The following is a 19,616-nucleotide window of genomic DNA, read 5'->3' as shown; positions in this document are numbered from 1 at the left end:
GCGTTAGAGGCGGCAGGCTCGTCACTTTAGGCCGATTGAAAAGATGCGAGCATGTGGGTTGCGCCAACCGCCATCATGCGTGACCTCGGCCAATGTGATCGGCTGCGGGACCGAGCGCAGTGAGCAGCGCCTTGCCGCTTTCCAGCGTCGCATTCTCATGCGGCGCGCGCAGGTTGAGCCAGCGTTTGTCGCCGGAGCGCACCGCCAGCACGGCCTTCATTGCCGGGATCAGGCCTGCATCCTGGATCACCTTGCGGAACGCCCTGATCGCGGCGTCCGCTTCCGTGACGTCTTGGCCAGCGATCGTCGCGTCGTAGAGGGCGCGGATGGCCGCAGCGTTGAGATTGACGGTCGCGGAGATACAGCCCGCAGCACCACTGGCGAGCCCCTTGGTCAGTTGCGCCTCCGAGCTGGGGAACACCGCGACGTCGGGTGCGGCGGCAATCACCGCCGCCGTGTTGTTCCAGTCGCCGGCGCTATCCTTGTAGGCGACGACCGTCTCTGGAAACGCCGCGCTCAACCGGGCGGTCAGGGCAGGGCTTACCGGCACGCCGGAGTTCTGCGGGATGTGGTAGAGAATCATCTTCAGCGCCGGGTTGGCCACCCGTTCGATCAGCTCGCTGTAGTAGCGCGCCTGGCCTTCATCCCCGGCGGCCGTGTAGAAGAATGATGGCAGCACCATCACGCCGGCGCAGCCGAGGCCGACCGCGTGCTTCGAAAGTTCGACGGTTTCGGGGAGTGCGGTGACGCCGGTGCCGGGCATCATGCGCGCCGGCGAAATGCCGGCCTCGATCAGCCATTCCAGCGCCTGCATGCGCTCATTGAGCGAGAGCGACAGTGCCTCGCCCGTGGTGCCGAACGGCGACAGGAAATGCGCGCCCTGGCCCAGCACCCATTTGGCGTGTGAGATCCACAAGTCACGAGCAATCCGGCCGTCATTTTCGAACGGTGTCAGGATCGGGGCGATGGTTCCTTGCGGGCGGGTCATGTCGGTCCTTCCATCGGTGCTGGAAATCAGCTTGGCATAGAGCATACGTACGATGCGATCTGCCAGAGGCGATCTCTTGGGCCACCGCGCCGGCCGTGGGAAAACTTGCGGGTCATTGCCGCGAAATTCTGGCCCTTCGGTCTGCCGCAACCTGATGACGCCGGCGTCAATGGGTTGCAAATGGACCGGGGTTGCAAATGGACCAGGGTTGCAAGTGGACCAGCCAAGCCCGAAATGTCGAACAGAGACAGATCCGGAAACGGCATGCACCCACGATTGCTCAAGACCTTCCTCGCCGTGGCGCGGCACCGTAATATCACCCGTGCAGCGCGGGAGGTTCATCTGGCGCAGTCGAGCGTCAGCGACCAGATCCAGTCGCTGGAAAGCGAACTTGGCGTCGTCCTCTTCATCCGCTCGCGCCACGGCCTCGACCTGACGACGGCCGGCGACGCGCTGAAACCATATGCGGAAGAGATTCTGCAACTGGCGGAGGAGGCGCGTATTGCGGTCCGAGGCAACGACGGGAATGACCGCCGGAACGGTTACGGTCGGCGCGCTGGAGACGATTGCCACTGTCAAACTTCCGCAATGGCTGGCGGCCTTTCAAGGCGACCACCCGGAGATCGGTCTGCGGCTCAAAATCGCCGGCAGCGATGCCCTGCTGCGGCAGCTCGAAGAAGGCGAGATCGACGTCGCCTTCTGTTTCGACAAGGGCGGTCTGGATGAACGCCTGGCCAGGCGCACGATATCGGCCGAGCCGCTGGTCCTTGTCGCATCAGCTGAGCATGCGGCCGCATCGCGACAGAACGACCTAGCCGCGCTCGCCGCGATGCGTTTCGTGGTGACGGAAACCGGATGCGTCTACCGGCATCTGTTCGACACTGCCTTTGCCGAGATTGCAGCGCCAGAACTTGCCGCCGAAGTCGGCAGCATCGGCGCCATTGCGGGCCTGGTGGCGACTGGTGTCGGCATGGGCCTGGTGCCGCGGCTGGCCGTTGCCGACGCGCTCGATCGCGGCGAGATCGTCGAATTGCCGTGGCCGGGGTCGGCCCGCACGGCGTCGCTGGTCATGGTCTGGCGCCGCCGGCGGGTTCAGCCGCCGGCGCTGAAACTGCTGCTGGCGGCCGCGGCCAGGAATTTCGCTGCGCTCAGATCAGCCGATGACCGCCCTCGACATGCAGAACCGTCCCTGTCGTAAAACCGTTGCCCATCAGAAAGGCGATGGCATCGGCAATGTCGTCCGGCTGTCCGACGCGGCCGACCGGCAGGCGCCTGGCCATTGCATCGAGCGTCTCGTCCTTCTTGTCGCCGGCCACAAAACTCCAGATCGGCGTGTCGACCCAGCCCGGCGAGACGGCGTTGACACGGACCGGCGCCAGCTCGACCGCCAGCGCCCGCACCAACCCTTCCAGCGCAGCGTTGACAGCGGCAACGACCGAGCCGCGCGCCGCCGGCCGGTAGGCGGCGATGCCTGAGGTGAAGGTGATGGAGCCGTTGGCCGAAAGCTGCGGCGCGCCATGCTTGGCGAGCAGCAGCGGCCCGTAGAATTTGCTTTCGACGACCCGCTGCGCCGCCTTCAGGTCGACTGAAGGCAATAGCTCATAGGCGCCTTCGATATCGGCGGCGGTGCTGACGATATGGTCGAGCCGGCCAATTCGCTTGAACAGGTCAGCGACCTGATCCTCCCTGGCGATATCGGCCGCGACGGCGCTCAAAGCGGAAGGGTTCTGCAGCGCCTCGCCGGCACGCTTGAGCCTGGCTTCACTGCGGCTGACTATGATGACTTCGGCGCCTGAGTCCAGGCACCGCCTTGCCAACGCCAGCCCCATTCCGGAGCTGCCGCCAATGATAGCGATTTTCGATTTTGCGATGTCTGCCATGTTTCCGTTCCTGTCCTGAACCGCTCCGGCGAGAGTCGCAGACCGGCGGCAGGAGTGGAAACGGAAGAAAGCGATAGTGCCATCGGAGACTCCGATGGCACTATCGTCGATAGGAACCGACGCGGGCCACTCCGTCGAGTGGCCCACCTGTCAATAGAAGTGCGCTCAATAGCCGACCGTAAAGCGCTGCTTGATATGCGCCGGCTTTTCGATCTCGTCGGCCATGACGATGGCGTAGTCCTCGAAGGAAATGCTGCTGCCCTTGTCGGACGTCAGCAGCGTGTCCTTGCCGATGCGGTATTTGCCGGTCCGCTCGCCGGCGACGAACAGCGCCGAAGGCGACAGCAAGGTCCAGTCGAGATCGTCGACCGTCCGTAGCGTGTCGAGGAAGTCGGCGCCCTTCTGCGCCTCGGCCTTGTAGATATCAGGGAAGGTCGGCGTGTCGACCAGGCGCTTGCCGGGCGCAACCTCAAGGCTGCCGGCGCCGCCGACGACGAGGTAGCGTTTGACGCCGGAAGCACGCACGGCTGCGATAAGCGTATCGGGATCGCTGTCGAGGAAATGAACCGAGGAGATCACCGCGTCATGCCCCTTGATCAGGGCGGCAAGGCCATCCTTGTCGAAGACGTCGCCCTTCTTGGCAGTCACGCCCGGAAGTGCCGCGATCTTGTCTGGATGCCGGGCAATGGCGGTGACGCTGTGACCGCGATCGGAGAGTTCCTTAAGCAGGCGCGAGCCGACCTGGCCGGACGCGCCGATAAGTGCGATTTTCATGGGGATTTTCCTTTCGTCTGGGGAGAATTTCGTCTGGGGAGAATTTCTGGGCCTACGCCGCCTCGATGTGAGCGACGAGATTGTCGTAGCTGCCGAACAGCGCGTTGGCGCCGATCAGGCGCGGCGCCGTTTGGCCGATCACCGCGAGCGCGGGAACGCCATTGACATGCAGCCGCTGGAACAACATCCGCCCGCGGCTGACCAGGTCGTCATGCTTCGCCAGAAACGGCTGCGTCGGCGCTTTCAAAAGCTTTGCCGCGTCGCTCATGCCGGCGTCGGTCAGTACCGCGGCGACGCCGTCAACCGTCACAATATCGCGGCCGTCGACATAGCGGGCATGCTGGATCGCCTTCAGTGCCGCAAGTTCCTGGCGCCAGTCGTCCAGCCCGGCGGCGTTGATGCCCATGGTGGCAGCGGAAGAATCGAGCAAGGTGCCGCTGACATTGAGCACATTGTCGAGATAGGCCTGGCTGAAGCGCTGTCCGCTCAGCCGCGCGATGCGCTGGTCATTGTCCCAGGCGTGGGCGGCAAAACCAGCATCCAGCGGCCGCGCGCCGGCACCGGAGAAAAGCCCCACCGGCAGCAGTTGGAGCGCGGTCCCGCCGGCGGCCAGTCGATCCAGCATCGGCGTGGCGCCATAGCACCAACCGCAGAGCGGGTCGAAAAGATAGGTTAGGGTTGCATTGGTCATGGCGGCCTCATTCTGTTGCCCGATAGATGACAGCTGGACCGGTTGCGAAAAATAGCGATCAATCATACAATCTGTCTGATCAAATCATACAATGAGCTGCCTGTGACCGAACTCCTCAATCTCAACCGGCTCGTCTACTTCGCCACCGTGGTGGAGACCGGCTCGTTCACGGCCGCTGCCGACCGTCTCGATGTTGCCAAGGCTGTGGTCAGCCATCAGGTCGGCAAGCTCGAAGAAGAGCTCGGTGCAACGCTGCTGCGGCGCACGACGCGGCGCGTGACGGCGACCGAAGAGGGTCGTCTGTTCTATGACCGGACCGCGATCATCCTGCGCGAGGCGGAGGCAGCCTATGGCGACATTTCGCAGCGCGCGGCGCAACCGACGGGGACGCTGCGGCTGACGGCGCCGCTCGACTATGGCGAGAAGGTCGTGGCGCCGACCATCGCCGCCTATCTCAGAAAATACCCGAAAATGCGGGTCGAGACGATCTTCGACGATGCGGTCAGCAACCTGGTCGACGAGCAGATCGATCTTGGCATCCGCGTCGGCTGGCTTGCCGATTCCAGCAATCTGGCGCGGCGGCTGGGCAGCCTGCAGCAATTCGTCGTCGCCAGCCCGGAACTGGCCGCCAGGCTGCCTGGGGAAGCCAGCCCCAGGCGGGCGAAGTCGCTGCCCTGGGTCGGCAACGCCCAGTTGCGCGGGGTGGGCCAATGGCTGTTCTCGAGGGGCACGGAAACGGTGCTGGCCGAACTCAACCCTGTCGTCAGTTGCGACAAGACACCGGGCGTTCTGTCCTGCGTGCTGGCCGGCATCGGCCTCGGCATCTTTCCGGACTACAGTGTCGCCGACGACATTGCGCGGGGACGGCTGGTGCGGGTGTTCGCGGATTGGACCTTGCCGTCCGGGGGCATCCACGCCGTCTTCCCGCCGGCGCGCTTCAGGCCGGCCAAGGTGCGCGCCTTCGTCGACTTGCTGGTTGCGGCGGAAAGGCGGCGGGCGCGCAGTGCCGTTACAGGCTGATTTCGGCGCTGGCTATGGTAATCAGGGAACCTTTGTTCGGCCCACGCTTTTGGATATGCTGCGATTCCGAACCGTCAGAAGGGTATTGCCGATGACCATCAAGATCCTCGCGACCTCCGCCCTTGTTCTCGCGCTTGGCTGCAGCCTGTCTACCGCAGCGCTCGCCAAGGAGAAGAAGCACCGCCATCGCCAGCCGGAACCGGAGCAACGCTACGTTCCCGCCCATCGCGACCTCTTCAATGCCCTGTTCGGCGGCCCGCGCTACTATGATAAGATGCTGGTCACCACGGCTGCCGGCCCCTGCTCCTACGACAGGGTCGGGCCGGACGCGAATGCGCTGAACAAGGTCAACGATCACCATTGCGGGAAGTAGAACGGCCCCAAAAGCGGGGCTGTCCTGCGCCTGTCGCGGGTTCTACCGGATGCCGGCCACCGCGAACTCGATAGAGATAGCCGATGACCGTCGAAAAATGGTCTCCGTCCGAAAGGAAGGCCGCTCGCAGAGCCTATGACGCAGCGCTGAAGGTGGCGCTCGACAAGACGCTGGCTGAACTCAAGAGCAGGGCCCACGTTGCGGCAACGCCTTCCGAAATGTGGGACGTCGAAGACTTTCTGCGGCAGCAGCGACGGAAGATCGACCAGATGTTCGACTATCGCTATTCACAGCTAATACAGGTCTTCGCCAATCTCATCCGGCAAGGCTATCTCGAGGAGAATCTCTTTGTTGGCTTGTCGGAAGACAAGCGGCAAACGATCCGAAAATACGCCAGCTGGAATCGCGAAGGGTAGGGGTCCTCTTCGGGGACCCTGGCGCTGCGCGCCGCGCAGTTTGAGCTCAGCCGTGGCTTGCCTCTCTGGCATCGGCGGTCGCGCCTCTGTCCTTGTCGTCCTGCGCCATCGCCAGCGGCGCACCCGGTTCGCCTTCCCACAGGATCAGGCTGGCGGCGCCGATCAGCCCGGCGCGGTCGCCGAGTTCAGCCTGCACGATCGGCACGTCGCGATAGGCCGGCATCGCCCGCTGCTGGATGACCGCTCTGATCGACGGTGCCAGAAGGTCGAACCCGTTGGAAAGGCCGCCACCCATGACAATCAGATCGGGCGAATAGAGATGCAAGACATTGGTGAAGCCGATGCCCAGCCATTGTGCTTCCGCCTCGATCAGGTCGAGAGCGTTGGCGTCGCCGGCCTTGGCAGCCTCTACGACATGCCTGGCCGAGACGTCGCCGTCATTTGACAGCCGTCGTAAGAGCGAGCCGTCGCCCGGCGCGGTCAGTCGCGTGGCGCGGCGGCCGAGCGCGGTTCCGGAGGCAACGGCCTCGAAGCAGCCGATGGCGCCGCAAAAGCAGCGGTCGCCTTCACCGGTGATGGTCATGTGGCCGATCTCGGCCGCCAGTCCGCGCCTGCCGTGATAGATGTGGCCATCGGCGACGACGCCGCCGCCAATGCCGGTGGACACAGTCACGAACACCAGCGATCCGCTGCCACGTCCGGCGCCAAAACGCCATTCGCCGAGCGCCGCCGCATTGGCGTCGTTTTCCAGCCGCACCGGCAGCCCGAAATGCCGCCCCAGAATGTCGATCAGCGGCACGTCGTGCCAGCCGGCCAGCGTTGGCGGCGCAATGACGATCCCCGCCTTGGGGTCGAGTGGCCCCGGCGCACCGACGCCGATGCCGGCGACGTTTGCCTGCGGGTGTTCCCTAAGCAGCGTGCCTGCCAGAGCGACGATCTGGCCGATCACCGCCTCCGATCCCGCACCGGCAAGCGTCGGCGCCGAAGCATGAGCGACGATACGGCCATCGCTCTCGACCAGCGCACCGCGCAGCGCCGTGCCACCGAGATCGAAGGCGAGCGCAAGCTTGGTCATCAGGCGGCGACCTCCAGCCCGTGCAGCCAGGCCATGCGCCGGGCAAGGTCGGGATCGCCGAAGGCCAGCGAGCCCAGCACCACGGTCTCCGCACCTGCGGCGCGCAGCAGCGGCACGGTCTCGTGGCGGATGCCGCCATCGGCGGCAAGCACGATGTCGGCCTCGCGGCCGGCTTTGCGCATCAGCGCGCGCGCCTCGATCAGGCGCGGACACGCCTGCTCCGACAGGCTCTGGCCCTTGACGCCGATGGAGGTGCCGAGCAGCGTCACGAACGCCACTTCCGCCAGGAAGGGCGTGACGGCCGCGACCGGTGTTTCCAGCCGCAGTACCACGCCGGCCTCGGCCCCGAGTTCATGCGCCAGTTTCACGGCGCGCAGGCCGGTCTCGCCGTTTTCGGCGTGCACGCTGATCAGGTCGGCGCCGGCCTCGATGAACTGGCGCGTCTGTTCTTCGACGATCTCGGCTTCGACCATCAAATGGACATGGATCGGCTTCGCGGTGAGCTTGGCGATGCGCGCCACCAGGTCCGGGAAGAACAGGAAGCCAGGGGTGAAGCGGGCGTCGGCGACGTCGATATGATGGACATCGGCATGGGTCTCGATGCGCTTCAAATCGTGCTCCATATTGGCGAGGTCGGCCGACCACAGCGAGAACTCGCCGATCAGCCGGTTGCGCGGCAGGGCAGCGATCGCGGCGGGGCCGGACAGGGGCTTGTTCGTCGTCATCGTCTTAGGCTCCGTAGCCGCGCATTGTCTGGCGGTTGGTTTTGACGGCGCCGGCAGGGTCGGCGGCGGCCGTTTCGGACTCTTCCTCCAGCACCAGCCAGCCGTTGAAATTGGGTGCAGCACCAGCGATCTCGATCACCTTCGCCGTGTCACAGACGCCCTTGCCGAGCATCGCCCAGGTTCCATTCGCGTCGACATCCTTCAGATGCACATAGCGGATGCGGTCGCGATAAGTGGTGAGCGTATCCGCCATGTCCTGGCCACCGCGCAAGATGTGGCCGGTGTCGGGCACCCAGCCCACCAGCGAGGCGTCGAGCAGCCCGAAGATGCGGTCGTAGTTGGCGCGGTCGAACAGCAGCGTGTTGTGATGCGAGCTTGGATGCACCGCGACCTGGACGCCGGCCTCGCGCCCGAGCTCGCCGGCTTTGTTGTAGACCTCGGCGGCGATGGCAAACTTGTCGTCGCGCGGCCCGTCGGAAACGATCGTGGCCGAGCCCATCGACACCAGCGCGCCGGGAAAGGCGGCGGCGAAGTCGATCCAGCGTTTGGCGGTCTCCAGGTCGGCGCCGATCTCATCCCTGAGCGTGAAACCGCTCTTGGAGCCGAAGGCGAAGGAGACGAGCGTCAGCCCGGATGACTTCAGCGCGGCGGCGAACTCCGCTGGCTTGGCGGCATAGCGGCCGATCATCGTGTCGGTGATCTCGATCCCGGCATAGCCGCCATCGGCGATCGCCTTGAGCAGATCGTCCGGGCCGCCGGCGAAACGGTCGCCGAGCATTTCCCAGGTAAAGGTCTGGCAACCGACTTCCAGGTCTTTCACGGTCATCCTTTCATTCCTTGATTCCACCTCCGTTGGAGGGACATCCTACTTGACCGACCCTGCGGTCATGCCGGCGAGGAAGAACCTCTGGGCAACCAGGTAGATGACCAGGAGCGGCAGCGAGCCGAGCACGCTCATCGCCATCATCTGGTTCCATTCGAAGGCGTGTTGCCCCATCAACAACTGGATGCCGATCGGGACGGTGCGCATGGACGTCGACTTCGTCAGTGTCAGCGCAAAGAGAAATTCGTTCCAGCACAACAGGAAGGTGTAGACCGACGTCGCCACGATACCAGGCAGTGAAATCGGCACGATCACCCGCCACAGTGCGGTCCAACTGGTGCCGCCGTCGACAGCCACCGCTTCATCGAGGTCGTGGGGCAAGGTGTTCAGATATCCCGTCATCAGCAGGATCGCATAGGGCAGCGTAAACACCAGATAGGTCAGGATCAGCGCGACATAGGTGTCGAAGATGCCATACGAGACGACAAGCCCGAAGAAGGGGATCAAAAGCGTGATCGGCGGGATCGTCTGCGTGCTGATGATGAGAGTGTTGAGGCTGCCCTTGCCGCGGAAATTGAAACGGCTGAACCCATAGGCCGCCAGCAAGGCGATCAGCACCGTCAGCACGGTCACCGCTCCGGCCACGAAGTAGCTGTTGAAGAAGAAGCGCAGCTTTACCGGGTCGCCCAGGATGGCCGCATACGCTTCCAGCGTGAAGGCCTTCGGCAGGACGGTTGGTGGCAGGGCGAAGATTTCGGTGTTCGACTTGAACGAGCTGCTCAGCATCCAGTAGATCGGGAAGGCCGCGAAAAAGAGCCCTGCGGCAAGCGCGACATGGAGCGCGGCGGTGATCAGCCTGTCTTTCGGCGTGTGCATTTTCCTCATGTGACTACCGAGCCTTTTGATAGCGGATGTAGAACAGCGTCAGGCCGAGAGAGATCAGCAGGATGACCACGGCGCTCGCCGAGGCCTGCGACAGGTTGTAGCTCGAAAACGCCAGCTTGTACGTGTAGGTGCTGAGGACCTCGGTCGAGTAGATCGGACCGCCACCCGTCGTTATCCAGATCAATGGAAAGACCTGCATGGTCCAGATGAAGTCGAGCAGCGAGATGCTGATGATGATCGGCATCAGCTGCGGTATGGTGATGAAGATCAGCTTCTGGTAGGCCTTCGCGCCGTCGATATCGGCGGCCTCGTAGAAATCCTTGGGAATGCCCTGCAAGCCTGCGAGCAGGCTGACCATGAAAAGCGGGTAGCCCGCCCAGAATTGGCGAAGGTGACGGCGTGCAGCGCGGTCGCGGGCGAGGAAAACCACTCGACCTTGGAACCGATGATGCCCATCTGCATGAGAACACTGTTCACGACACCATTCGGCTCAAGCAGAAGGCGCCAGATCACCGCGATAATTACCGCGGTGAACAGCCAGGGCAGTATGTACAGCACGCGCAGAATGTTGCGCAGCGTCGGATTGATGCGGTCGCTGTTCAGCATGAGTGCGAAGAGCATGCCGATGGTCATATGGAAGACGACACTCATGCAGGTGAAGTAGAGCGTGTGCCACAGCGAGGCCCAGAACACCGGATCGGCAAAGATCGCCTGGTAGTGTTTCAGTCCGGCAAAGGACGGGTCGCGACGCAGCACCGCGCTGTTCTGGAACGAATAGCCAATCACCGTCACCATCGGCAGCAGCATCAGAAGGCCGATTATGAGGAGCGATGGTGACAGATAGAGATAGGGTGCGACCGCTCGTTTCAGTCGATGGTGGGAGCGCTTCTGCCCGGTCATGTGCGACCCCTGGGATGTGCCTTCAAGAGGAAGGTGCGCTTCAAAAACAGGTCCATCTCAAATTGCCGATCCGTTGTTGACGGGTGGCCTGGCCGAGGCCGGGCCACCCGGTGGAAGATAGCAAACGGGCAATGGCCGCTCAGAATTTCGCCGTCCAGCCCTTTTGAGCGTTGGTTGCGGCTTGTTCCGGAGACTGCTCGCCGGCAAGCATCTTCTGAGCCTCCACGTCGAACTGGGTCATCAGGTCTTCAGCCACCGGCAGGCCCGTGAACTCGTTGGCGAGATAGCCGGTCTTGAAGATTTCGAAAGCCTTGGCGAAAGCCTTGTCCGAGGTCACGAAATCGGGCTTGGCGTTGACGTTGCCCGGGAAGGCATTTGCAAGCGACACGAGCTTGGCATTCACCTTCTCGCTCATCAGATATTGGACGAGCTTCCAGGCTTCATCCTGATGTTTCGAGGCGGCGGAGATGCCGATGCCCCAGGAGGCGTAGGGAAGGCCGCGCTTGCCGCTGTAGTCCGCCACGACCGGGACCGGGATCAGGTCGAAGTTCAGCTTGGGATTGCGTTTGCGGATGAGGTTCACATGCGCAAGCGAGTCGATCATCATTCCGACCCGATCGTTGACGAATTCCTCGACCTTCTCCTGCTCGGTCTTGGTGGCAATGCCGGGCGATATGACGCCGGCGTCGTTCAGCGATTTGACGAAGGTGAGCATATCGACGACCGGCTTGCCCTCGAGAGCCGGCTTGCCTTCAACCATCATCGATTGGCCCGAGGCCCAGACCCACGACATCAGGTCGTTCTGGACACCGGACGGCGTTTGCAGCGACAAGGGCAGCACCCAGCCATACTGGTTCTTGTCGGCGTGGGTCATCTTCTTGGCGGCTTCGAGAAACTCCCCGCGGGTCGACGGCAGCTTGGTCACGCCTGCCTGGGCGGCGAGGTCCAGATTGACGAAGACCGGATAGACGAACGAAGCCACGGGAAACATCACCGCCTTGCCGTCCACCTTGATGATATCCGCGACCTGGGTCTTGTCGAACCCGCTCGCATCCATCATCGGGTTCATGTCGGCCAGCGCACCCTGCGCGTTCAGATTGTTCACCCAGGCGCCGTCGAGACCGACGACGTCGCTAAGCGTTCCGGTTGCGGCGCCGACCGAGATCTGGTCTCGCGTGGTCGCATAGGGACCGCTGACCAGCGTCACCTTGATGCCGGGGTTTGCAGCCTCGAAGTCGTTCATGATTGCCCTGAGCGAGCCGGCCGGCAATTCGGGCTCCCACCATTGGGTGAATTCCAGCGTCGTGTCCGCCATGGCGCCGGTTGCACCAAGCAACCATGCGGCCGCCGCTATTTTCAGCATCGCGGGTCGTATCCGAAACATCATTTTCTCCTCCTTCTTCAAGATCGGCCGCACAATGCGGACGATCGTCTGTTCATTCAGAAGCCTTCTTGTATCTTCCGCAGGCACCTCGCTCCCGCCCGCGGTCTTCCGCAGATCTTCAGATCGCCAGATGCGTTTCGGGATCGAAGAAATGGAACTTGGCATCATCCACGGCCAACCGGATTTCCGAGCCGGAGCGGACGGCGCTGATCGGCTCGAACCTCGCCACCGCGTTCGACGCCAGGCCGAAATCATCCACCGCATCCGGATCGCCGGAGTCCACCCGGACCGCGTCGATGTTCATGTGGACGATCTGTTCGGAGCCGAGTTCCTCGATCGAGGTCACCCTGGCCGGTATCGTCTGATACTTGCGACCGGATTCAAGGCTGCTGTCATAAAGATCCTCCGGTCTGATCCCGAACACGACCTTGCGCCCCGCATACGACCTCAAGGCCGGCCTGCGCACGAAGGCTGCATCCTGCAGCCGGACGGCGAAGTCGCGAAAAGCGAGCTCGCCGCCCTTCAGGGTCGCCTCGAAAAGGTTCATCGAAGGAGAGCCGATGAAGCCGGCAACGAAGGCGTTAACCGGCGATTCATAGAGCCTCTTGGGTGTGTCGACCTGCTGCAGCACACCGCCTTTCAACACCGCGACTCTGTCGCCCATCGTCATCGCTTCGATCTGATCGTGGGTCACGTAAATGGTCGTGACGCCGAGCTGCTTTTGCAGGCTGGTGATTTCGGCGCGCATTTGCACACGCAGTTTCGCATCCAGATTGGAAAGCGGCTCGTCCATGAGAAAGGCGGCCGGCTCGCGCACCATGGCGCGGCCCATGGCAACCCGTTGACGCTGCCCGCCTGACAGGTTCGCGGGTTTGCTGTCCAGCAAAGACGTCAGCTGAAGAGTTTTGGCGATCTCGTCCACGCGCTTCTTGCGCTCGGCCTTCGGCTTGCCTGCCAGCCGCATCGAAAAGGCGATGTTTTCGGATACCGTCATATGCGGGTAGAGCGCGTAGCTCTGGAACACCATCGCGATGTCGCGGTCCTTGGGCGGCATGTCGACGACGTCGACCCCGCCGATCCGAAGGCTGCCGCTGGTGATGTCTTCCAACCCCGCGATCATTCGCAACGCCGTGGATTTGCCGCAGCCGGAAGGCCCGACGAGGATCAAGAACTCGCCGTCCTTGACCGACAGGTTCAACTGGTCGATTGCGCGAAAACTGTTCCCGTAGGTTTTGCAGATCTTCTCAAGAATGACTTCTGCCATATTCCTCCCTCCACAAGTATAAGCCCTGATTTTTATGATTCTCCTGGGCTTGTGTTCGCCTGCGAAATGTTTCGTCGGATCGTTTCAGGTCATGCTCCAGCATCCACATGCGCATTTTTCAGGTCGACTGCTGACGGCGCGTTCGCCGATGCCAGGAGTTGCGTGACCTGGTCCTCGGTCGGAAGCGCCTCGCGCCCGCCACGCCCCGTTATCGAAACGGCCGCCGCCGCGGCCGCGAATGCGATCCGGCCCGCGGTGTCGGCTCCGCGCGTCAACGCATGGGCATAGGCGCCATGAAAGCAGTCACCCGCGCCTGTGGAGTCGACGACCGCAACCCGGTGCGGGGGCAGGTGCCAGAGACCTGTCTCTTCACGGCCGCGATAGTACACACCCCTGCCTCCATCGGTCAGAACCACGGCGGATCGCGATGGCAACCACAAGACATCGAGCATCTCGGCAGGCGATCGGCGCCCCGTGGCAGTCCGTGCAAAGCTAAGTGGAAGAATGAGATGGTCGCAGAGCGCGATCAGCCGCTCCGTGGCGGGGCCGCTGCTCCATTCGATATCGCCGAGGATCGCAAGGCCGAGATCGCGAGCCCGAGCCACGACATCCAGCGACCCGGTCGCATAGCTATCTACGATCAGGACGGTTGCGCGGCTGAGGATATCGTCCGGAAAGTCCGGAGCGGTGCCCAGCATCGCATCGTCGTCATACGCGATGAACCTTTCCCCGTCCGAGCCGACGGTGATCCGCGAGTGCACCGGGCGCGCGTCGGGATGGCGCGGCGCGAATGCGGTTTCGATACCGCTCGCCACGAGATCGAGCAGAACGGCGTCGTCCGCGGCACTGGCCAGCCATCCGACGAACCCGGCGGTTCCGCCGAGCCGCGCGACGGCGGCCAGCGCCGTCGCGACATTTCCCCCGAAGGCGCGGGTACTTTGCAGAACCTTACCCTTGCCCGCCGACAATGGCTGATCGACGTAGACGATGTCGTCGATCGCAATAGCGCCGAAGCCGAGGATCGAGGGGATGGTGGGCATCGTTCAGGCACCCGCCTTCGCCAGGGCGTCTTGCGCCGAAAGGCCGTCATGGATGACGCCGCGAAAGGCAAGCGCTGCCTTCTCCGGATCGCCGTGCCCCCAGAGATTGCGGCCGACCACGGCGCCGTGCGCGCCGGCACGGATGGCGTCCGCCGTCTGCTGAAGCGCGCCGAGCAGCGTATCGGTCTTTGGACCGCCCGCGATGACAACCGGCACCGGGCAGGTCCGGACGGTCTCTTTGAATGACTCGAAATCCCCGGTGTAGCCGATCTTGATCACGTCGACGCCGGACTCGTAGCCGATGCGCGCCGCATAGGCGATCTCGTCGGGGGTGAAGACGATCTTTGCCCCGTCGGTGAAATCGCGAGGGTAGATATGCGCCACCACAGGCATGCCGTAGCGGGCCGCTGCATTCACCGAATCGGTCAGCCAGCGTATGTATTTGCCCTCCGTCGCGCCGCGCACCGGAATGGCCACGGCCAACGCATCGGCCCCCGCGCGCACCGCGTCCTCGGGTGTTGCGATCAACTCGCTGATGCGATCGTCCGCAGTGAAGCAGCCCGCCTGAATCACCAGGGAAGCTTTGCCCGCATATTGCGGCCACAGATGGCGCGCGCTGCCAGGCTGAATGCTGACATAGTCGGGTTTGCCCGCCATGACGCGTGCGAGCGCACCCGGCAGGTCGGCAAGGCCGCCTTTGCGCACGTCGCCATAGCCGACGAAGTGGTCGACCGCGCCGCCAAAGAGGTTCCCCGATGGATGCGAGAAGAGGCGCGCGAGACGCACCTTGGTTCCTAGGCTCATGTGTGCAAAATTCCCTGATCGGTTGATTTAAAAATGCTCGATCCAGTGTTTCCGAAAGAAAAAAGAAAAACAATCTTTTGAAAGCTTTCGAATCTGCATATTTCCGGTAAGGTGAGCCGAGGCCGGCGCGATTGCTCGGCGCAGGCAGGCAAGGGCCGGGCAATGTTGTCGGAGCAGAGACGCCAATCGATCCTGGGCGAGGTGCAACGCAGCGGACAGGTTCGCATCAAGGACCTGTCGGACGGGTTTGGCGTGTCGGAGGTCACCGTGCGCTCCGACCTCGAAATACTGGACCGCAAGGGACTGCTGACCAAGACCCGTGGAGGGGCGGTGACCCGGACCACCGATTCGACGACGGCCGCGTTCGCCCGCCGGATGCAAACGAACCTCGACGCAAAGAAGCGCATCGCCCGGGCGGCGCTGGACCTGTTCGAGGACAACCAATCGGTCATCTTCGACGGTGGCTCGACCTTGATGCAGCTTGCCATGCAGTTACCGCCGCTCAGCAATGTCGTGGTCGCGGCCACGGCCATGAACATCGTGCAGCATCTTATGCATCGTCCCGGGCTCGACGTTCATATGATCGGCGGCCGGGTCTATCCCGACACGGTGAGCACGCTGATCACCGATGCCGATACGGCTCTCGGCGGCCTGGTAGCGCATCAGGTCTTTGTTGGAGCGCATGCGATAGACTCGTCACTGGATGTGGTCGACGTGAACGAAGACATGGCGCGAACGAAGCGAAACCTCGTTCGCATGGCCCGGCGCGTTGTCCTGCTCGCCGATTCGAGCAAATGGGGCGTCAGCGGGACGTCCAAGGCATTTTCGCTGTCGGCCGTCGATGTGGTGATCACCGACGATGGCCTGCCCGGTCCAATACGCAGCGAGCTTGATAGGATCGGGGCCAAGGTGATCTATGCCTGAACCCATCCCGGTCTCTGATGCGCGACGGAAAGCGCGCATGACCCACGGGCTTCGCAGCGGCCGTCGGCCGTTTTTCATGCCGGTCATGTTCTCCTCCTCACGCTGGCGGCCTCCCAATCCTGCGCCAGAACTCTCACATGCTCTATAAAAATTTTACGCGCGTCAACATTTAAAGTCCTGTATAGCGGATTGCGGGGGGTCGTGGGAACTGCAACGGTTGCGCAGCATGCCCTTGGCTTGGGAGGAAAGCTGGAAATGCACGGAAAATCAGAGACAAAGCTCGGCATCGGTGTCATCGGCTGCGGCAACATCTCGATGACCTATCTGCGCAATGCAGCGCTCTTCGGTGGTGTCGAGCTACGCGCCTGCGCCGACATTTCCGCTGACATGGCTGAGCTGCGCGCCAGGGAATACGGCATCCGCGCCCTGGGCGTTGACGCGCTGCTGGCCGACCCCGATATCGACCTCGTGCTGAACCTGACAATCCCCGCGGCGCATTTCGATATTTCGTTGTCAGCGCTCTCGGCGGGCAAGCATGTCTTCACCGAAAAGCCGCTGGCAACCTCTGCCGCCGACGGCCGCCGCCTTGTCGCCGAGGCCGCGAAGCGCGGCCTGCTGATCGGCTCGGCGCCGGACACATTCCTGGGTGCAGCCGGCCGCCGCGCGCGCCGGCTGATGGATGACGGCGCGATCGGCAAGCCGGTGACCGGCACCGCTTTCATGATGGGACGGGGCATGGAGCACTGGCATCCCAATCCGCAATTCTATTATCAGCCCGGCGGCGGTCCGGTGTTCGACATGGGTCCCTATTACCTGACCGTGCTGGTCAACCTGCTCGGGCCGGTCGAGCGCGTCATGGCGATGGCGACGCGCGGCCAGGAGGAGAGGCTGATCACGGCCGACGGGCCGTTCAAGAACACGACATTCAAGGTCGGCACGCCGACCAACATAATATCGCTGCTCGAATTCCGCTCGGGCGCCACCGTCACCTTCGGCGCCTCATGGGATGTTTTCAAACACTCCAACCATCCCATTGAACTGCACGGCACCGAAGGCTCGCTCAGGCTGCCCGACCCCGACACGTTCGGCGGCACCGTTTCGCTGTCGGAGCGTGGCGCCGACTGGGTCGATTTCGCCAGCGACAGCGAACTCTACGGCGCCCGCAACTGGCCCTATTCCGCGCCCGACCGTGCCAATTACCGCATGCTCGGCGTCGCCGATCTGGCGGGCGCGCTGGCCACGGGCAGAAAGCCGCGCGCCTCCGGTGAGCTGGCGCTGCATGTGCTTGAGATCATGGAGGCGATCCTGGCTTCGGGCGAAAGCCGTGGCTCGGTTGCCGTCAGCGGCACGGTCGACCAGCCGCCGCTGCTTGGCGAAGAGGAAGCGGCAACCCTGCTTGCCTGACGGGAGGTTCGTCCGTGACATCGCCGCCGTCCCTGCCGACACTCGATCCGGAGGCCCGGCATGTGCTCGAGCTCGGCAGCCAGGCCGGCGCGCCGCCGTTCGAAACGGGAACGCCAGAACAGGCGCGCCTTGCCTACAATGAGGGCTTCCCAAACCTGCAAGGCGAGCGTGAGCCGGTCGCAGCACTCAGCGAGCGCATCATTGCAGGACCCGGCGGTCCGCTGAGGCTCAGGATCTATCGCGGGCAGGGCGCGCCTTCGGCAGGCGCTCCGGCGCTGCTTTATCTCCATGGCGGCGGCTGGGTAATCGGCAATCTCGACTCGCATGACGAGATCTGCCGCTGGTTCGCCAACGAGGCGGGCGCAGTCGTCGTTTCCGTCGACTACCGGCTGGCGCCGGAGCACAAATTCCCGGCGGCAATAGAGGATTGCCGCGCAACGCTCAACTTTATGCAAAGCGCGGCGGACGAACTCGGCATCGACGCTGCCCGCATCGCGGTTGCCGGCGACAGCGCGGGCGGCAATCTCGCCACGGTGCTCGGCCTGCTCACGCGGGGGGACAAAAATCCGCCGGCAGCGCAGCTGCTGTTTTATCCCAACACCGATGCCGGGCAGACGACGGACAGCTATCGCCGCTTCGCCATAGGCTTTGGCCTGACCGCCTCGACCATGGCCTGGTTCCGCGACCATTATGTCCGCAATGCCGCCGACATCGGCGACTGGCGTACCTCACCGCTGAAGGCGGAAAGCCTCGCCGGTGCGCCGCCCACCTTCATCGCCATCGCCGGTCACGACATCCTCGCCGACGAAGGCGAGGCCTATGCCAGGCGTCTGCAGCAGGCTGGCGTGCCGGTCGTGCTGGAACACTGGCCCGGTCAGATCCACGGCTTCGTCTCGATGGGCCGTCACGGCCCGGCAGCGAGACAGGCGGTTGCCGCCGCCATTGCCGCGTGGCGAAGCTTCGATCCTGCCTTTGGAAAGGTTCAAGCGGACTGACGCATCACCAGGGCGGCGTCGAGGCTGACCTTCGGCGCGACGTTTGCCGTATCCTCGTTGAGCAAAGCGAGCAGTGTCTCGACGCTGCGCCCCGCCATGGCGGCAAAATCCTGCGCGATGGTGGTCAGTGCGGGGCAGGTGTAGCGGCTCAGCGGATGGTCGTCATGGGCGGCGATACGCAGGTCGCAATCGGCCTTGCGGCCGATCTTCAGCCCTTTCGCGAAGGCTGCCGCCATCACGCCGAAAGCCAGGCGGTCATTCGCACACAGTATGGTCTTGCCGGGCAGACCTCCGGTCTTGCCGGGCAGACCCCCGGTCTTGCCCGGCAGGCCGCTGGCCCCGAGCATCTGTTCCATCTGCTTGTAGCCGATGCGCTCGAAATCCCATGTGTAGTCTCGGGTGTTGCCGATAACCACCGGCTCCTGGCCAAGTTGACGCATCGCGGCGACGTAACTGTTCAGGCGCTCCGGCGAATTGTGATTGACATGCGGGATGTCGAAATAGACCGGGGCGTCGCCGGAGCGGCAGAGATAGTCGACGATGGTCGAGACGCTCTGGGCATTGTTGTTGCCGACAAAGGGCGTGCCGCCTTCAAGATAGGTGTCGAAATAGACGACCGGCATTGTCTGGGTCAGCTTCTCCAGCGTGCGCCGGTCCGAGCGCAAGCCGAGCGGCGCGATCAGCGCGCCCGAAACTTTCAGCGACAGGATGGTACGTGTCGCCTCCATTTCGAGCTCGGTTGAGCCATGCGAGGAGATGACGATCGGCCAGTAGCCCTCGTCGCGCAGCCTGAGCTCGATGCGGCTGACCATTTCGGAATAGAAGGGATCGGTGACCGTCGGTACGACAATGCCGATGGCGCGGGTGCGCTTGCGGTTGAGGTTGCGGGCAAACAGATTGGGCTGGTAGTCGGACGACCGCAACGCCTCTTCGATGCGCTTGCGCGTTGCCGGCTTGACGCTGGTCGGATCGTCGAAATATTTCGACAGCGTCGGCCTGGAGACGCCGCAGGAGCGGGCGAAATCCTCCATCGTCTTGTGCGTCATTGGCATTCAATCCTCGTCTGGCACGCGCCAGAACCTCGGTCATCCCTTGACGCTGCCCACGGTCCTGCAGCCGGCGCGTCCGCCACGCAACGGCAGACGAAATTTACAGGAAACGTCAGTGGGTTCAACGCGCAATGACAGATTATACCGTGCGTAAATTTGTTCAATTGACGCGAAAATTGTCGCGCATCAAAGTCTCGGTCAC

At 63.4% G+C, this 19,616-nt stretch carries 19 protein-coding genes and 2 pseudogenes; 7 read left to right on the top strand and 14 right to left on the bottom strand.

Annotated elements, in window-relative coordinates:
- Positions 1-73: 73 nt before the first annotated feature.
- Positions 74-988, bottom strand: coding sequence for a dihydrodipicolinate synthase family protein (locus tag NKI05_RS06430; RefSeq protein WP_023804410.1), 915 nt, complete (start codon positions 986-988; stop codon positions 74-76).
- A gap of 264 nt (positions 989-1,252) precedes the next feature.
- On the opposite strand from NKI05_RS06430, the pseudogene NKI05_RS06425 reads away from it, so the two are divergent.
- Positions 1,253-2,186: pseudogene (locus NKI05_RS06425) on the top strand (LysR family transcriptional regulator).
- Here NKI05_RS06425 and NKI05_RS06420 read toward each other — a convergent pair.
- The 3 genes from NKI05_RS06420 to NKI05_RS06410 all read right to left on the bottom strand — a co-directional run bounded on the left by NKI05_RS06420 (position 2,137) and on the right by NKI05_RS06410 (position 4,333).
- Positions 2,137-2,868, bottom strand: a complete 732-nt coding sequence (locus tag NKI05_RS06420) for an SDR family oxidoreductase (protein ID WP_023753996.1) — start codon at positions 2,866-2,868, stop codon at positions 2,137-2,139. The pseudogene NKI05_RS06425 and the gene NKI05_RS06420 overlap by 50 nt on opposite strands.
- A 165-nt stretch (positions 2,869-3,033) precedes the next feature.
- Positions 3,034-3,642, bottom strand: coding sequence for an NAD(P)-dependent oxidoreductase (locus tag NKI05_RS06415; protein ID WP_023692222.1), 609 nt, complete (start codon positions 3,640-3,642; stop codon positions 3,034-3,036).
- Between the two features lie 52 nt (positions 3,643-3,694).
- Positions 3,695-4,333: a DsbA family protein gene (locus NKI05_RS06410; RefSeq protein ID WP_023686986.1), complete on the bottom strand. Its 639-nt coding sequence runs from the start codon at positions 4,331-4,333 to the stop codon at positions 3,695-3,697.
- A 102-nt stretch (positions 4,334-4,435) separates the two neighbouring features.
- Here NKI05_RS06410 and NKI05_RS06405 point away from each other — a divergent pair, with 102 nt between their 5' ends.
- The 3 genes from NKI05_RS06405 (at position 4,436) to frp (ending at position 6,142) form a co-directional block, all read left to right on the top strand.
- Positions 4,436-5,353, top strand: coding sequence for a LysR family transcriptional regulator (locus NKI05_RS06405; RefSeq protein ID WP_023686987.1), 918 nt, complete (start codon positions 4,436-4,438; stop codon positions 5,351-5,353).
- A gap of 91 nt (positions 5,354-5,444) precedes the next feature.
- Positions 5,445-5,726 (top strand): hypothetical protein, encoded by a 282-nt coding sequence (locus NKI05_RS06400; protein ID WP_352792277.1) that lies wholly within the window; start codon positions 5,445-5,447, stop codon positions 5,724-5,726.
- Positions 5,727-5,809: 83 nt separating this feature from the next.
- On the top strand, positions 5,810-6,142 hold the full coding sequence (gene frp / locus NKI05_RS06395; RefSeq protein ID WP_023695254.1) for a fluorescence recovery protein: 333 nt from the start codon (positions 5,810-5,812) through the stop codon (positions 6,140-6,142).
- Positions 6,143-6,188: 46 nt separating this feature from the next.
- Here frp and NKI05_RS06390 read toward each other — a convergent pair whose 3' ends face one another.
- From NKI05_RS06390 to NKI05_RS06350, 9 genes and pseudogenes are all read right to left on the bottom strand, one after another.
- Positions 6,189-7,217, bottom strand: coding sequence for an ROK family protein (locus NKI05_RS06390; RefSeq protein ID WP_023695255.1), 1,029 nt, complete (start codon positions 7,215-7,217; stop codon positions 6,189-6,191).
- Positions 7,217-7,942 (bottom strand): ribulose-phosphate 3-epimerase, encoded by a 726-nt coding sequence (locus NKI05_RS06385; protein ID WP_031202456.1) that lies wholly within the window; start codon positions 7,940-7,942, stop codon positions 7,217-7,219. Before NKI05_RS06385 ends, NKI05_RS06390 begins: the two co-directional genes overlap by 1 nt.
- 4 nt (positions 7,943-7,946) lie before the next feature.
- The gene (locus NKI05_RS06380) at positions 7,947-8,768 is read right to left on the bottom strand and encodes a sugar phosphate isomerase/epimerase family protein (RefSeq protein WP_023740599.1); all 822 of its coding nucleotides are present in this window, start codon (positions 8,766-8,768) and stop codon (positions 7,947-7,949) included.
- Between the two features lie 39 nt (positions 8,769-8,807).
- On the bottom strand, positions 8,808-9,650 hold the full coding sequence (locus tag NKI05_RS06375) for a carbohydrate ABC transporter permease (RefSeq protein ID WP_023740600.1): 843 nt from the start codon (positions 9,648-9,650) through the stop codon (positions 8,808-8,810).
- A gap of 4 nt (positions 9,651-9,654) precedes the next feature.
- Positions 9,655-10,550, bottom strand: a pseudogene (locus NKI05_RS06370) (carbohydrate ABC transporter permease).
- 139 nt (positions 10,551-10,689) lie between these two features.
- The gene (locus tag NKI05_RS06365) at positions 10,690-11,937 is read right to left on the bottom strand and encodes an ABC transporter substrate-binding protein (RefSeq protein WP_023815171.1); all 1,248 of its coding nucleotides are present in this window, start codon (positions 11,935-11,937) and stop codon (positions 10,690-10,692) included.
- 115 nt (positions 11,938-12,052) lie between these two features.
- Positions 12,053-13,198: an ABC transporter ATP-binding protein gene (locus NKI05_RS06360; RefSeq protein ID WP_023686996.1), complete on the bottom strand. Its 1,146-nt coding sequence runs from the start codon at positions 13,196-13,198 to the stop codon at positions 12,053-12,055.
- 89 nt (positions 13,199-13,287) lie between these two features.
- A complete protein-coding gene (locus NKI05_RS06355; RefSeq protein WP_023815172.1) occupies positions 13,288-14,238 on the bottom strand; it encodes a PfkB family carbohydrate kinase in 951 nt (316 codons plus the stop codon).
- 3 nt (positions 14,239-14,241) lie between these two features.
- Positions 14,242-15,042, bottom strand: coding sequence for a beta/alpha barrel domain-containing protein (locus NKI05_RS06350; RefSeq protein WP_023815173.1), 801 nt, complete (start codon positions 15,040-15,042; stop codon positions 14,242-14,244).
- A 162-nt stretch (positions 15,043-15,204) separates the two neighbouring features.
- Between NKI05_RS06350 and NKI05_RS06345 the strand changes: the two genes are divergently transcribed.
- The 3 genes from NKI05_RS06345 to NKI05_RS06335 all read left to right on the top strand — a co-directional run bounded on the left by NKI05_RS06345 (position 15,205) and on the right by NKI05_RS06335 (position 18,365).
- Positions 15,205-15,966, top strand: a complete 762-nt coding sequence (locus NKI05_RS06345) for a DeoR/GlpR family DNA-binding transcription regulator (protein WP_023692210.1) — start codon at positions 15,205-15,207, stop codon at positions 15,964-15,966.
- Between the two features lie 255 nt (positions 15,967-16,221).
- Entirely contained in the window at positions 16,222-17,370 is a 1,149-nt protein-coding gene (locus NKI05_RS06340) for a Gfo/Idh/MocA family protein (RefSeq protein ID WP_023709982.1), read from the top strand.
- Between the two features lie 14 nt (positions 17,371-17,384).
- On the top strand, positions 17,385-18,365 hold the full coding sequence (locus NKI05_RS06335) for an alpha/beta hydrolase (protein WP_352792276.1): 981 nt from the start codon (positions 17,385-17,387) through the stop codon (positions 18,363-18,365).
- Here the strand turns inward: NKI05_RS06335 and NKI05_RS06330 are convergent.
- Complete coding sequence (locus tag NKI05_RS06330; RefSeq protein WP_031197970.1) at positions 18,353-19,417, bottom strand: LacI family DNA-binding transcriptional regulator; 1,065 nt, start codon at positions 19,415-19,417, stop codon at positions 18,353-18,355. The genes NKI05_RS06335 and NKI05_RS06330 overlap by 13 nt on opposite strands.
- Positions 19,418-19,616: the final 199 nt, after the last annotated feature.

It is taken from the genome of Mesorhizobium sp. M0771 (assembly GCF_040320155.1).
In the GTDB taxonomy this organism is placed as follows: Bacteria; Pseudomonadota; Alphaproteobacteria; order Rhizobiales; family Rhizobiaceae; genus Mesorhizobium.
Note: the sequence above shows the minus strand (reverse complement) of the source record. Positions and strands in the feature narration are given on the sequence as shown.

Coding starts and splice junctions, on each gene's coding strand:
- NKI05_RS06430 (WP_023804410.1), bottom strand. CDS start 988: ATGACCCGCCCGCAAGGAACCATCGCCCCGATCCTGACACCGTTCGAA.
- NKI05_RS06420 (WP_023753996.1), bottom strand. CDS start 2,868: ATGGCAGACATCGCAAAATCGAAAATCGCTATCATTGGCGGCAGCTCC.
- NKI05_RS06415 (WP_023692222.1), bottom strand. CDS start 3,642: ATGAAAATCGCACTTATCGGCGCGTCCGGCCAGGTCGGCTCGCGCCTG.
- NKI05_RS06410 (WP_023686986.1), bottom strand. CDS start 4,333: ATGACCAATGCAACCCTAACCTATCTTTTCGACCCGCTCTGCGGTTGG.
- NKI05_RS06400 (WP_352792277.1), top strand. CDS start 5,445: ATGACCATCAAGATCCTCGCGACCTCCGCCCTTGTTCTCGCGCTTGGC.
- frp (WP_023695254.1), top strand. CDS start 5,810: ATGACCGTCGAAAAATGGTCTCCGTCCGAAAGGAAGGCCGCTCGCAGA.
- NKI05_RS06390 (WP_023695255.1), bottom strand. CDS start 7,217: ATGACCAAGCTTGCGCTCGCCTTCGATCTCGGTGGCACGGCGCTGCGC.
- NKI05_RS06385 (WP_031202456.1), bottom strand. CDS start 7,942: ATGACGACGAACAAGCCCCTGTCCGGCCCCGCCGCGATCGCTGCCCTG.
- NKI05_RS06380 (WP_023740599.1), bottom strand. CDS start 8,768: ATGACCGTGAAAGACCTGGAAGTCGGTTGCCAGACCTTTACCTGGGAA.
- NKI05_RS06375 (WP_023740600.1), bottom strand. CDS start 9,650: ATGAGGAAAATGCACACGCCGAAAGACAGGCTGATCACCGCCGCGCTC.
- NKI05_RS06365 (WP_023815171.1), bottom strand. CDS start 11,937: ATGATGTTTCGGATACGACCCGCGATGCTGAAAATAGCGGCGGCCGCA.
- NKI05_RS06360 (WP_023686996.1), bottom strand. CDS start 13,198: ATGGCAGAAGTCATTCTTGAGAAGATCTGCAAAACCTACGGGAACAGT.
- NKI05_RS06355 (WP_023815172.1), bottom strand. CDS start 14,238: ATGCCCACCATCCCCTCGATCCTCGGCTTCGGCGCTATTGCGATCGAC.
- NKI05_RS06350 (WP_023815173.1), bottom strand. CDS start 15,042: ATGAGCCTAGGAACCAAGGTGCGTCTCGCGCGCCTCTTCTCGCATCCA.
- NKI05_RS06345 (WP_023692210.1), top strand. CDS start 15,205: ATGTTGTCGGAGCAGAGACGCCAATCGATCCTGGGCGAGGTGCAACGC.
- NKI05_RS06340 (WP_023709982.1), top strand. CDS start 16,222: ATGCACGGAAAATCAGAGACAAAGCTCGGCATCGGTGTCATCGGCTGC.
- NKI05_RS06330 (WP_031197970.1), bottom strand. CDS start 19,417: ATGCCAATGACGCACAAGACGATGGAGGATTTCGCCCGCTCCTGCGGC.